Annotated in this window: 12 protein-coding genes; 1 reads left to right on the top strand and 11 read right to left on the bottom strand. The window is 39.2% G+C overall.

The annotated features are described in order from the left end of the window. Positions 1-258: 258 nt before the first annotated feature. Both AAHB12_RS26120 and AAHB12_RS26115 read right to left on the bottom strand, forming a co-directional pair. Positions 259-1,041 (bottom strand): putative protein N(5)-glutamine methyltransferase, encoded by a 783-nt coding sequence (locus AAHB12_RS26120; RefSeq protein ID WP_342048117.1) that lies wholly within the window; start codon positions 1,039-1,041, stop codon positions 259-261. Positions 1,042-1,438: 397 nt separating this feature from the next. After that, on the bottom strand, positions 1,439-1,666 hold the full coding sequence (locus tag AAHB12_RS26115; RefSeq protein WP_129732017.1) for a hypothetical protein: 228 nt from the start codon (positions 1,664-1,666) through the stop codon (positions 1,439-1,441). A 421-nt stretch (positions 1,667-2,087) separates the two neighbouring features. Between AAHB12_RS26115 and AAHB12_RS26110 the strand changes: the two genes are divergently transcribed. After that, positions 2,088-2,393, top strand: a complete 306-nt coding sequence (locus AAHB12_RS26110) for a hypothetical protein (RefSeq protein WP_342048113.1) — start codon at positions 2,088-2,090, stop codon at positions 2,391-2,393. 1,079 nt (positions 2,394-3,472) lie between these two features. Here the strand turns inward: AAHB12_RS26110 and AAHB12_RS26105 are convergent. The 9 genes from AAHB12_RS26105 to AAHB12_RS26065 form a co-directional block, all read right to left on the bottom strand. Further along, entirely contained in the window at positions 3,473-4,417 is a 945-nt protein-coding gene (locus AAHB12_RS26105) for an aldose 1-epimerase (protein WP_342048112.1), read from the bottom strand. Between the two features lie 166 nt (positions 4,418-4,583). Further along, positions 4,584-5,240: an SGNH/GDSL hydrolase family protein gene (locus AAHB12_RS26100; RefSeq protein ID WP_342048111.1), complete on the bottom strand. Its 657-nt coding sequence runs from the start codon at positions 5,238-5,240 to the stop codon at positions 4,584-4,586. Between the two features lie 275 nt (positions 5,241-5,515). Continuing rightward, positions 5,516-5,728, bottom strand: a complete 213-nt coding sequence (locus tag AAHB12_RS26095; RefSeq protein WP_342048110.1) for a hypothetical protein — start codon at positions 5,726-5,728, stop codon at positions 5,516-5,518. Positions 5,729-6,159: 431 nt separating this feature from the next. Further along, positions 6,160-6,801 carry a sugar phosphate isomerase/epimerase family protein gene (locus AAHB12_RS26090; RefSeq protein ID WP_342048109.1) on the bottom strand — a complete coding sequence of 214 codons (642 nt, stop codon included), beginning with the start codon at positions 6,799-6,801 and terminating at the stop codon, positions 6,160-6,162. Between the two features lie 73 nt (positions 6,802-6,874). Next, the gene (locus tag AAHB12_RS26085) at positions 6,875-7,120 is read right to left on the bottom strand and encodes a hypothetical protein (RefSeq protein ID WP_342048108.1); all 246 of its coding nucleotides are present in this window, start codon (positions 7,118-7,120) and stop codon (positions 6,875-6,877) included. Positions 7,121-7,746: 626 nt separating this feature from the next. Beyond that, the gene (locus AAHB12_RS26080; RefSeq protein ID WP_129731934.1) at positions 7,747-8,235 is read right to left on the bottom strand and encodes a GNAT family N-acetyltransferase; all 489 of its coding nucleotides are present in this window, start codon (positions 8,233-8,235) and stop codon (positions 7,747-7,749) included. A gap of 482 nt (positions 8,236-8,717) precedes the next feature. After that, the gene (locus tag AAHB12_RS26075; protein WP_342048105.1) at positions 8,718-9,032 is read right to left on the bottom strand and encodes a hypothetical protein; all 315 of its coding nucleotides are present in this window, start codon (positions 9,030-9,032) and stop codon (positions 8,718-8,720) included. A gap of 72 nt (positions 9,033-9,104) precedes the next feature. Beyond that, positions 9,105-10,433 (bottom strand): IS200/IS605 family accessory protein TnpB-related protein, encoded by a 1,329-nt coding sequence (locus AAHB12_RS26070; RefSeq protein ID WP_342048104.1) that lies wholly within the window; start codon positions 10,431-10,433, stop codon positions 9,105-9,107. A 422-nt stretch (positions 10,434-10,855) separates the two neighbouring features. Then, positions 10,856-11,800 carry a sugar ABC transporter substrate-binding protein gene (locus AAHB12_RS26065; protein ID WP_342048103.1) on the bottom strand — a complete coding sequence of 315 codons (945 nt, stop codon included), beginning with the start codon at positions 11,798-11,800 and terminating at the stop codon, positions 10,856-10,858. Between the last annotated feature and the right edge of the window lie 108 nt (positions 11,801-11,908).

Here is an 11,908-nt window from a genome sequence, read left to right as displayed (position 1 = left end):
TATGTTTTCTTATAAACAGTACAATTTTACGTTTCCAAAAAAGAATAAAATTTATGCATATTGTATACTTGTCAAATTACATAAACCCTTATTATCGGAATTCAATGTATCTAGCAACCTATAAAAAAACCTCCAGTAAAGATCTGGAGGAGCTTCATATTAACATAATTCACGATATCGAAAGTACGGATAAAATCTTAGGAATTCATAGATTCTTCGGCTTTTATTCGTGGTAACCTCCAGCTGTCCGCATTCATTCTAAAGGAATGGTCTAGTTCCGATTACGACAGTAGCGTCAAGTTCATCACAATTTGTCACCTGTGGGATTAGTCCATTTTGAGCAAATATCTCAACGGTTTGCAATGCCTGTCGTTGGCTAGTCTCGACAAGTAGATGGCCGCCGGGCGCTAGCCAGAGTAGTGCTTCATTAGCCACTCTCCTCTGAATGTCCAGCCCATCCTCTCCACCGTCGAGTGCAACCCTCGCCTCATGTTTACGGGCTTCCTGAGGTAACAGCTTAATTGCCCCAGTAGGTACGTAGGGTACGTTTGCGATCAAGATTTGGACGTAACCACGTAGTTTAGTCGGAAGTGGACGGTAGAGATCACCTTCGTACACGTTACTATTTATCCAATTAATATTGCGCTGGGCACATCGCACTGCGGCGGGGTCTATGTCAACCGCATACAACTCGATCTGTTCTAGGATTGTAGCCAGTGCGGTACCCACCGCACCCGTACCACAGCATAAGTCAACTATGATATCTCTCGGCATAGCAAATTGAGCTGCCTGTTGGACAAGAAACTCGGTACGGCGACGAGGGACGAAAACACCTGGTTCTACCACTATCCGAAGACCACAGAAATTTGCCCAACCGATGATGTGTTCTAAGGGAAGACCGGCTATTCGTTGTTCCAGCATATCGGCTAGTATTTCTGGTGTTTGTGCTTCTGAGATAAGCAATTGTGCCTCATCTTCTGCAAAAACACAACCAGCAGTCCGAAGCTTGGTTATTATACATTTTTCTGTTTCCTCGTCTATATAAAAATCAAATGTTTTTTCTATAGTAACAGCTCCCTTTTTCTTTAATTTTAACAACTGGAAGAAGTTATTTGTTATAAAAATTGGATGCACAGGATATTCATGGGGGGGGGGTAACATAATCCCGCATTATCGGAATTCAATGTATCTAGGAGTCTACAAAAAACATCCTCCAGTTAAACAGTCTCGTGTTCGCTTTGCTATCAGGATGCAGTCCTCGGTTAGATAAGGACATACACAAGCGAGAGAATTCCAATAAGCGTTACAAATATTGAAGTTAAGAATCCATTATCAATTAATGCTGTCATTAAAGTTTTTTTCTCGTTCATTTGTATCTCTCCTCTTTAGCAAACCCCTCTTGTTCTCTGAAGGAGGACTTCAGAGAACAGCGGATGGATTATTGTTTTAATCTGTGAATATAAATCTTCCCAACAAAAAAGCTAATGATCCAACCTATCAACAAGGGAAGCATTGATCCGCTTTGCATATAATAACCATTTACGTTATCAATTTCTTCGTATCGGTACATGAACATAGGAATAGTAAACATATGACCAATGCAGTAAATTAATAGGGAAATCAAAACAAATGATAAGAATGAAACGATAAACTTTTTGGAGACCATTATGAACACCTCCCTCCAAAGATTCTTGTCACATATTTTTTACTAACTATCTCTTAAGTTCCTAATTGTACCACTAAAGGAAATTTTTTGTTTAGATTTTTGGATGCACACTGTATTCATGTGAAGTTAACATAACGCGTCATTACCAGAAGTGAGATTCCCTAAGAAATCCGCGCCAATACTGGGGTTCTATCCATATCCGAACATTATCAAATATGCAGGATTTTATGCAATGCCCTGGCGGCGCGGCTTTTGATCTCCCGATCTTTTTACAAGTCTCTCTACTTTTTGCATAAAATTCTACATATCATTTTCCTTCTTAATATTGCTTCGAAATAAAGTTTGATCATTTTCTACGTGTGTTTGCTCTACAATCGAGCCTTATCGTTAAAAGTCATTATTGAAGAATGGCAGTTTAGTTATGTGGAATCAACTTGAAGATACTATTATAAAAGAAAAGATTGAAAATGAATTATTACCGCAAGCATCTACTGTGGTTTCTGCAGTAAATGGTAACTTTGCGCAAGTTAGGCACCCTAAGATTGCATTTGCTGAGCTACAATTTGAATGGGCAACTGGAGCTTGGTTTTCTCATGTAATTTGGGAAGACGATGACAATGCAAATCTAGCAAAAGAAGAAATTTTAAGCAAATGGTTCAATACCTTGAGTGCTGAAATTAAAGTCCAACCATTAGACAGTGATACCAAACTTTCATGGTATCCTTAAAGTCTACTTTAAAAGGAACAGACAGTTAAGTGACATAAAAGTTGGTTCATTGTATTCAAAAGAGATTTATGGAATAATTGATGTGGGTGTATTTATTCCCTAAATATCAATATTCCGTGCTAAAACCGGAGAATCATGGAGTTGCATTTTTAGATGCCTTTCCTAAAGAAATCTCTGAATCTATTTCTTTGTCCCATCCGTCATAAAATACTAAAAAATAGCCAGCTCCATTTCAGAGCAAAGGCTATTTTTTTGAAGTTTCCTCAACGTAGTGTAACTACATCTAATTGTTTAATAATAATTCAGTCATAACTCCTCTACAATTTTCCACGACTATTCCTCCATCAAATTTTCTTCATCGGATTTCGTGGATAGTATTTCTTTTTTCAAAAAAACTAAAATTGAATCTACCCCTAAGTTGGTTGCCCTTTCTAATCACTTATGTCACCTAAGAAAAAAGCAGATTGTATCGTACATATACAATCTGCTTTCATTTATTTATTGCATTTCATTCTTCAAGATACTATTTCTAGATCCATAAAAACGATAAAAGATTAAACCAATCACCAGCCAAATGCCGAAGGATAACTAAGTAATCCACTGTAAGTTAAAAATTAAATACAGGCACAAGATGAATGATGCCGCGTTAACTTAATAAGAATTTCTTTCCTTGAAACAATGCATTCTTTAAGTTCAGTAAAAAGCAACTAAACAAGTCTATTGTTACCTTACAATACTTATTAAAGCTTAACTACTTTCGTTTACACAATGAGAAAAAACGCTGACAGTTTAGCACCGCCCCCGTTAATCTAAGTAAACTATTACTTTTTAATCTGAATTTAACAACTTCTTCCTATTTGTCACGAGGGGTGGAACAAAAAAAAGGAGCCGGAACTACCGAATTGTAAATCTGACGCCAATAATCTAAAAAAACGGGTTCACATTTCACAACTAACAATTGGAGGTGCGGTTCAAAAAAGTCGGCTTGACAACCGACTTTTTCAACACCATGATTCAAGGGACTAAATCAAAGTAGTTTACGGAATAGTGAAATTCCCTAGCTCCGCTATCCATTTTGTTTAAAAATGTTCTATATGAATTTGTGTTGTAAAGATCTTCTCTTGATTAGGCTTCAATCCATAAAGCCCCGTGATTTCTTCCAATAAAGGAATATTCGGGGCATTGGTCACCCATGAATACGGCTCTATAGCAAGAAGATCTTCTTGCCCTCCGGCAGTAAATAGAACCCAATGTCTAAAACCGCTTACAGCCTCATATGTAACCTTTAAGCCTAAAGCAGGGTGCTCCATAACAGCTTTGTGATTATCTGTTAGTGGGTAAACATCATCTAAAGCAAGCCCTTTCAGCTTCATGCCGTTTTTCAATTCTTCTTTGTATGGAACATCTAATAGCTTCCCTGTTGGCAAATTTCTGTTATTCAATTCCCAATACATGTTCAAGTCCATGTAAAGCTTAGCACTCTCCATCGGGAAATTGAAGGTTGTATGATAGCCGACACCTACAGGCATTACCTCGCTGCTTTTGTTGATGACTTTTAAAGTCTGTGTAACACCTCTCTCTGTCAAATGAACAGTCATCTCTAATACAAATGCATGTGGAAATTGCCGTAAAATGTCTGGATGGTCACTGGAGTCAAATATCGTAGTGAGTGTATCATGTCTATCATCTATCCTGCTCACCGTCCACTTTTTGTTATGAACCCATCCGTGAATATGCACATTCTCTTTTGGTCTGTTCATATCCAACATGTACGTCCGGTTATCGAACTGAAACACAGCATCTTCTATCCGATTTGGCGGAAATAACACAGGTGTTCCGTATAACATTCTGCGGCCGTCATACTCTTCTTTTGTTTTTGGAACCCTTAGCAGTTCCACTCCTTTCTTTTTATCGAAAAGAGAAATCAGGTTACTGCCTTCCTCTGGAAGAATGATGGCTTTAAAACACTCATTTTCTATTTCATATGCAATTCCTTCTAGAAACTCAATTTGTTGAATACCCAAAATTTCCCCTCCTGCTCTTCTACAAACTATAAAAAAACTAACTACCACCCTAAAAAATACTGTCTTTTCCAATAATTCAGCTAAAAGGATAACGTATTCCCCGTATAAAGGATATGGTTAAAATATCTCGACGGGTATGCGACTGTACCCCAATCATAAGACTCGGTCACATTTTATTCCAATCAAATCCAATCTTCTTCAAGAAGGCTCTCGCCAGCACCATATGACCGGCAACACTTGGATGGACACGGTCCCATGCTAATGTTGCCGGGTAGAGTTGCTCTAACACTACATTAAACGAAGCTTGTGTATCTATGAAGATACAGTCCATTTCTTCGGCGATACGTCTTACAACTTCCCCATATTGATCCATTGTCCGACGCATTGCATCATGTTCATTACTTTCTAAATAAAAAGGAGTCATCAATACAATCCCATTGACAAACGATTTTGTCTCTTTAATCAGTTTCCGTAGCGTGTCCTCGTATTCATCCAAATACACATGCTGATCCTTAATAAACGGAAGATCGTACTGTCGCCACACATCGTTTGTACCAATCATAATCGCTAACCAGTCTGGGTTCTGATTAAGCACATCCTCTTGCCATCTTTTCTTTAAATCCCGAACTGTGTTTCCGCTAATCCCTTTATTGACGACTCGAATCCCCAATTCCGGATAAACGGACTGCAGGAGCCCGTCGATGAAGGATACATATCCTTTACCTAGCGCACCAAACAAACCCTCTCCTTCCGGCTTCACTCGTTCACAATCCGTAATCGAATCCCCAATAAATAAAAGTTTTTGATCCTTATTTAATAACATGGTTTATATCTCCTTCTCAAAACTCCCCGTTATGTAAATGAACCTTCCATATATAACCATCATAGAACGTACGTTTCTACAATACAATACTTTAGACCGCATCTAACCGAAATTCATCCCTCCTTATCCCTGGGTCTCGCCCTTCACAGGCTTGAAGAAGGGGAATTCTTTCGGAAATCTGTTAAATAAAGCTTATCTTATTGCTAAATATTGATGCCTTTTGCACAAAATATCTAGCATCTCAAACCTGAAGACCCTGCAGTGTAAGTAAATGCTTAAATTCTAGCAAAAGAGCTTTTCATAAACTCTATGTACTGTTTAAAAGTAATTTCCGGCTCTTCGATTTCAGGGCACCATTTTTTCTCCCACTCCAGAGTAAAATAGTCTTCATAGCCTTTCTCCACTAATAGCTGCAGCATTTGCTGCAAAGGAACATCCCCCTCTCCAAGCAAACAAAGCTGGTAACCCCGATCCGTATCCTTCTTCATCAGATTTTTCGTGCAGGATACCCCGACTTCAAGGAATGTGAAGGGCAAAGCCCAATGAGTAAGTCGAGGAGGAATGTACGATTTTGCGTAGCAAAACCCTTCCTGCACATCCTCCTTTGTGGTATATTTTGGATAGGAGAAAACCGTTAGGCGAAATTTCGCTAAAGGCACTCTTTTCGTTCTTTGACAACCTAAGATATGAGGTTGGTTGCAGGAATCTCGTTGCAACCGTAAAATCTTAGACGTAACTCGTCTGTCCAGTATGTGTGGAAATATGAGTACTGCTACTGGACAAAGCTGCTGCGTAGCGGTTGCTGCTTGAGTATGGCTCTTGCAGTAGGGTGACTGCCAACACGCCCATGATGCAGAGGACACTCGAAGGTAGGAGGTCTTAGACCGTCGGTACTGCTGGTTACTCGCAAGCCCCCACTTCAAGCGAAGCTAAGTGGTGGGTAGTTGACATACGAATCCTTCCAGTGAGTATATTTGATCCGTTTTCCTAAAGTGTCCCATGTTAGAACAGGATCCTCATCCGCTGTTCTAAAAGGATGATGGACATCCCATAACACGTGTAGATAATCAGAATTGACCCTTTCAACAATTTCTGCAATATGTTCGCAATTTGTCCAATCATCATGTGTTTCAATAACGAGGCTTACATTGAAAGCCTCGGCTATTTTCAGCATTTCCACTAGATTTTCAACTACAATTTCAACTGCCTTGCTTCGGTCTACGTCTATAATCGTTCCGCCAAAAACCCGTATATATGGTGTGTTAAAATATTGGCATAGCTGCGCATATCTCCTTAATTCATGTAAGTACTGTCCCAACTCCTCATGTGATGTGGTAAATAATTGTATCGAGCTCGAAAAACATGGTATTTCTAAAGATGCATCTTGAAATTTTTGTGCCGTTTCTTTTATATTAGTTGAGAACTCGGGGAATGTAAAAATATTAAGCTCTCCTAAATATCCTCGAAAATCTACACCATGATACCCATTTTCAACTGCATTTGAAATAATGGTATCTAAATCCCATTCCGGACATCCTAACGTTGAAAAAGCTAGCTTCATTGCTTTCCTCCCCTACTACAGAAATACGTGATAAAATCTTATATTTTCAATCCAAAATCGCTGATATATATTGTTAGATTGAATAACCACTAAGCGTCACTATGTCGATGTTCGGATACTTTTTCTCAAAAGCAGCAATAGTGCTTTTCCAATTGTAAGATTCCTCGTTCCCAAAAGTATGAAATTTAATAGTGACCGTTTCAGCTTGTTTCGAACCTGACGATGTTTTTTCAGTGTCACTGCTTCCTCCACAGCCTGCCAGCATAACAGTAGACATTACAATGCAAAGCAATGGAGCCCATAACTTTTTCTTCATCATCTTTCCCCCTACAGTTGTTTAATTTTCATCATGAAAGCCTTTACAAATAAAAGTTTATCAAATTCAGTTATTCTAGATATAAAACTAATTTTACTAGTTTAGTGAAATTTTTGACAAAGCCATACCGTATTTCATTCAATTTTCAGTTCTGGTGCAGATATGATTGGTTAGAAATATAGAGCTTCGGTATCCTTTTCAGCTGTGATTTATGATACTACTTCAAATCGTTTATGTACGAATTCAACCTCACTCTGGACAGACCTTATCCCTTGTTGGAGCTGTCATTTTTTCAACATATGCATCACTTTCATTTCACCCTCAATAAGGAATGGAAAGTGAATTCGAAATATTTTTCACACAAAAAACAGGCCATAATATACTAGTTATAAATGAATTCTTGTATATTATGGCTAACTCTATTTTTATCAATTATGTCTGAATTCTGAAGATCAATAATATTGCTTTGTTTTAGAAAAGCCTCCATTTGTTTAAAAAACATTCTTTTTTAATTCTCTCAGGTGTTCCTCAATTTTGGCTTTTTATCGATTTTAATCGCAGACCTTATCGCTTTCTGCATTCAGGGCGATAAGATGGCGCAGTTCTCTGATTTAGAGGCGATAAAACATTCACTGCAATTTTTTACTCATGTTGTACCAAATGACTCTACCATGCTCAGAACTTGAAACCCCGAGGTTGCGGTATCCATAGCTTTCATAGAAGCGAATTAAGTTCTCTTTACAAGTGAGTGTAATCGTTTCACGGTTGTTCTCTCTTGCATTTTTTTCAAGATGTGTAAGTAACGCTAATGCCACACCTCGTTTTTGAAAATGCGGGGACACTGCTAATCCTAAAACACTTTGGTGACCGCCAGATGCTGGATTTTCCTTTACATTACCAAATAAGTCATCTGTAATGAATGCTGTTCCAATGACCGGCCCATTGACAAAACCCACTATCACACCATCTTTTTCAGCTACAAAAAAACTATCCGGAATCAATTGAATGCGCTTTTCAAATGCTTCTTTCGTCGCAGCCTCTTCTTCTGTAAAACAACAATGTTCAATAACTACAAGTTCAGGTAAATCTTTCATTTTTACGTTCCGTATTTTCAACATATCCGTCCATTCCTCCAAAATTGAAACATATTCCTAAATTAACTTAGATTTCGTCAGATGAATAGATAGCATGTAAGTTATTTTTATTAATCTCAAGTATCGTTTCTTTAGTCTTTCTGAAAATGGGATCTAATATTTTCAAAGTAATTAGGTGCTTCGTTTGCTCATTGAACTACCCCCACCTACTCGCTAACGCTCCTTGAGGTGGGAGATTCTGTATCCTCTTCCTAGGAAGCGAAATACAGAGCCGTTCAACAGGCTTCTCATAGGGCAAATAGGGAGAGCTCACACTTTCTTGTACGTGACAAAGTCACCGAGGTGGCCTTGTCTCATACAAGTAGTGATAGTTGCTTCTCTTTTTTCACCCTATACGTGTTGCGATGTTCTTGCACCAATGCACCCACCATTCTGGAGCTAGATCCTCTGGCCTTTGCGGCAAAATGATGGTGATGCAAGAACAGCTGATGCCATTCCAAACGAAGTCAGGCTTCCCTTTCTTCTAACCAAACTTTCGGTACATACTTCTGCAAACTATCACGTTCTGCTTGTGTCAGCCCATAGTTACAAATCTCCTTGTTGAATAATGGATAAGATTGGTCTGATACATGATAGAATAGGTGCGAACGAAGTACGCTGAATGCCTTCGTCAAAACACTCCATTGCTTCCAATGGTGCTCCCCATCCTTGCGTTCTGTATAGACTTGCAGTCCCTTTGGCACCTGTTCCTTCAAGTTCATGCCGCGTCTGCCAATGACATAAGAGGCTGCTTGATGGATGGAAATATGCATCTGTTTCATATACTTCATCTTCCCGATCTGGCTGGTGAAGGCAGGATTCACTTCAAACACAGCGACTCCCATTTTAGCAGCTCAGCTGTGAATGCTATCCTGCATCTTTTTATAGGCAAACATGCTCATCCTTCGGTTTTGCTTCCGATTGCGGTAACGGCCGGCAGACTTTGATAGAGTTGTATCTAATATCTCTAACACAATCGGCTTATTCCTTTGAACGGCGATGTCCACCAAACGAATCGCTTCTGCTTCTAGAATTTTTGTGATTTGTCCACTTCGTTTTCCTTCTAAGGAGAAATAGAGACAAGAGGAGGAAAGTAATTGTCCTTGTCCATTCACGTTGGAGAAGGCAATATGATTGTAGTTGACGTCCACACCGATGACACCATCTGCTTTTGAGTGATTGAGATGAGGATGTTCTGGCTCTTCTACGATACATTTGATGATGTAGTACGTACCATGGTCTTCGATGGACCAACCCATTGACTGGCCATCCTTCTTTTTATTTTGACAGGAAAGCTGCGTGGCGATGGATTCTTGCACCCGATCTTGTCCATAAGGAAAATACACATACGGAAGTACAAGCGCTCGCCCCGTGGTACTTCTGATATGTAAGGTTTGGCTTGGCGCATCATATTGGAACACAAAGTTCCCATACTTCGCATCCTTCCGTCCAGAGATGATCATCCGGGCATTTCGTTTGTGACGGAATGCTTGTCTCCATGCTGCATGGCTCTTTTGATCCTGATCCATTGTATATTGCTTACGAAAGAAGGAACGAGAGCCAAACAAAGCAGAAGAAATCGTCTGTTTCAATTTCTCCTTTTTCTGCTCCTGCCGAAGGAGACGATGCTGGAGTTGTCCGATTCTTACCTTGAGGTGTTTGATTTCTTTATCTAGATGCCGATGTTCAAACAGATAGAGAGAGAACCAAATGTGCGTCTCATTCTTACGATGATGCGCATATACCGTGCCGGAAGCGGTTTGATGCACCCGATACCCCATTCTTTTGTGCAGCTTCGGTTTTCCAACCATAATCGACTGCTTCATTTTCCGTAATGTCGTGAGCTTACTGCGCTCGTTTTTTAGTTTCTTTTGAATGGATTGAAGGGTAACATCTATCTGTTTCAGATACAACACCTGTAATTCCTTTTGCGATGTACGAAGAGCGTTTGCTTGTTGAACTGCGCTATTCGCATAGTAGTCATCCAGTTGGAATCGTTTCTTAATTGCTAGATGAAGACTGCCTTCATACGGCTTGTTTCCCGTGCGCAGATGGTTTGTCTGCCAGGCATAGGCTGCTCGCATCGCTTGGTTATATAGCTGGAGAGAGTGAGAAAGTTCCTGATTCACATCGCGAAAGACCGTGTATTTATAGATTCGATTGGAAAAATAACACTTCTTCATTCCCTCCTTCTCCCTTCTGGTTCATTTTGGTAATTATATATTACCAAAAGAACATACGTTTGTCTATTTACATGTCCCTATTCACCAAATATGCTAGGCGATTGCCTAGCCGACATTCATCCCCCACTTACCACTGGGCTACACCCATCACGTGCTTGAAGTGGGGGTCTTCTGTCGGAAAATGATAAATAAAGACATCCCTTATTACAGGAATGCCTCTGTTAATCGAGCAAGAAAAGAAAGATATTGAATAGTATAGAAGCGATGCATATGCCTCGAAAGAAGCAAGTTTTCTTACAGGAGAAGTCCGTCAAAAATCCGCAAGAATTTATACATCAGCTGTTTAGATGTACAGCATAAGGTAGGATTCCGAAAAAAATCTACTTATTTTTTCAAACTTTCATTGTATTTGTACCAGAATCTTATTTCAATAATCCTTTCAGAAAGTCTAATTTCAGCTTCGCATTATCTTGGCTGACAACATCTACGCCCGTATCAATATTTTTTTTAACGTCCTCTCCTTTTATGACTTTCAATGCAGTTTCAATGCTTAGATACCCCATATCATAAGGATTTTGTGCGACTGTATCAGTTAATGTTCCATCTTCTATTAACTTAATCATTTTGATAATTCCATCTGCTCCTATGACTGGTATTTTAAGCCCATGATCCTTAATAACCTTTAATGCATCTACAGCCACGATGTCATTTGTGGTAATGATGCCTTTAACATCAGGGTCATCCCGTAAAATCGTTTCCGTTGCTTTTCTGGTTATCTCAGCATGATCTGATAATCCTACTTTTTCTGCCGCTATTTTGATCCCTGCAGCTTCTAAGCTCATTTTAGCCCCTTCTATTCGCTTACCTATCACTGGAATATCTCCGCCAATCAAGGCCGCTTCATCTCCAGGCTGCAGATGTGAAGCTAATAATTCTCCGGCTATTCTGCCCAGGTTAAGGTTATCCGTACCAATATATGCAGTTTTGTCTTTCCATGGATCGTATGTGTCTAATAGCAATACGGGAATATTCGTTTTTACAAATTTTCCCAATACAGGAATGATGCGATCTGGAGAAGTCGGAGAGACTATTAATACATCTGGCTTCTCTTTTAGAACATTCTCTAACATATCTCGCTGTGACTCTACTGTTCCGTCTTTAGGTGCGATCACTTTACCGTCTACGTCAAAATCCCGAAACCCCTTTTCCACTCCTGCTTTAGTGATTTCCCAGTATTCAGAATTAAAATCTTTTAAAACAACAACTACTTTAGGTTTATCCTCTGCTTTACAGAATTTGACTATGCATCCTATTAAAATGACTAGAAACAACGAACTAATCAATAGGATACGCAGCTTCTTTTTCATCTTTTATCTCCCTGTCATCAAAGTTTTGCATTTTTACAACATTAAGGATACGCATGTCCCTTTACTTGAAACTTCATTTATCTGTTATTATCGAAAAAAACGATTAAT

The sequence above is a fragment of the Bacillus sp. OTU530 genome (genome assembly GCF_038440375.1).
The sequence above is the reverse complement of the archived record's forward strand: the minus strand, read 5'-3'. Positions and strand labels throughout refer to the sequence as shown.

Bases quoted from the DNA above. Each gene is read 5' to 3' on its own strand.
- AAHB12_RS26080 (WP_129731934.1), bottom strand. From the start codon at position 8,235: ATGTTGAAAATACGGAACGTAAAAATGAAAGATTTACCTGAACTTGTA.
- AAHB12_RS26095 (WP_342048110.1), bottom strand. From the start codon at position 5,728: ATGAAGAAGGATACGGATCGGGGTTACCAGCTTTGTTTGCTTGGAGAG.
- AAHB12_RS26110 (WP_342048113.1), top strand. From the start codon at position 2,088: ATGTGGAATCAACTTGAAGATACTATTATAAAAGAAAAGATTGAAAAT.
- AAHB12_RS26100 (WP_342048111.1), bottom strand. From the start codon at position 5,240: ATGTTATTAAATAAGGATCAAAAACTTTTATTTATTGGGGATTCGATT.
- AAHB12_RS26085 (WP_342048108.1), bottom strand. From the start codon at position 7,120: ATGATGAAGAAAAAGTTATGGGCTCCATTGCTTTGCATTGTAATGTCT.
- AAHB12_RS26065 (WP_342048103.1), bottom strand. From the start codon at position 11,800: ATGAAAAAGAAGCTGCGTATCCTATTGATTAGTTCGTTGTTTCTAGTC.
- AAHB12_RS26075 (WP_342048105.1), bottom strand. From the start codon at position 9,032: ATGAAACAGATGCATATTTCCATCCATCAAGCAGCCTCTTATGTCATT.
- AAHB12_RS26070 (WP_342048104.1), bottom strand. From the start codon at position 10,433: ATGAAGAAGTGTTATTTTTCCAATCGAATCTATAAATACACGGTCTTT.
- AAHB12_RS26115 (WP_129732017.1), bottom strand. From the start codon at position 1,666: ATGGTCTCCAAAAAGTTTATCGTTTCATTCTTATCATTTGTTTTGATT.
- AAHB12_RS26090 (WP_342048109.1), bottom strand. From the start codon at position 6,801: ATGAAGCTAGCTTTTTCAACGTTAGGATGTCCGGAATGGGATTTAGAT.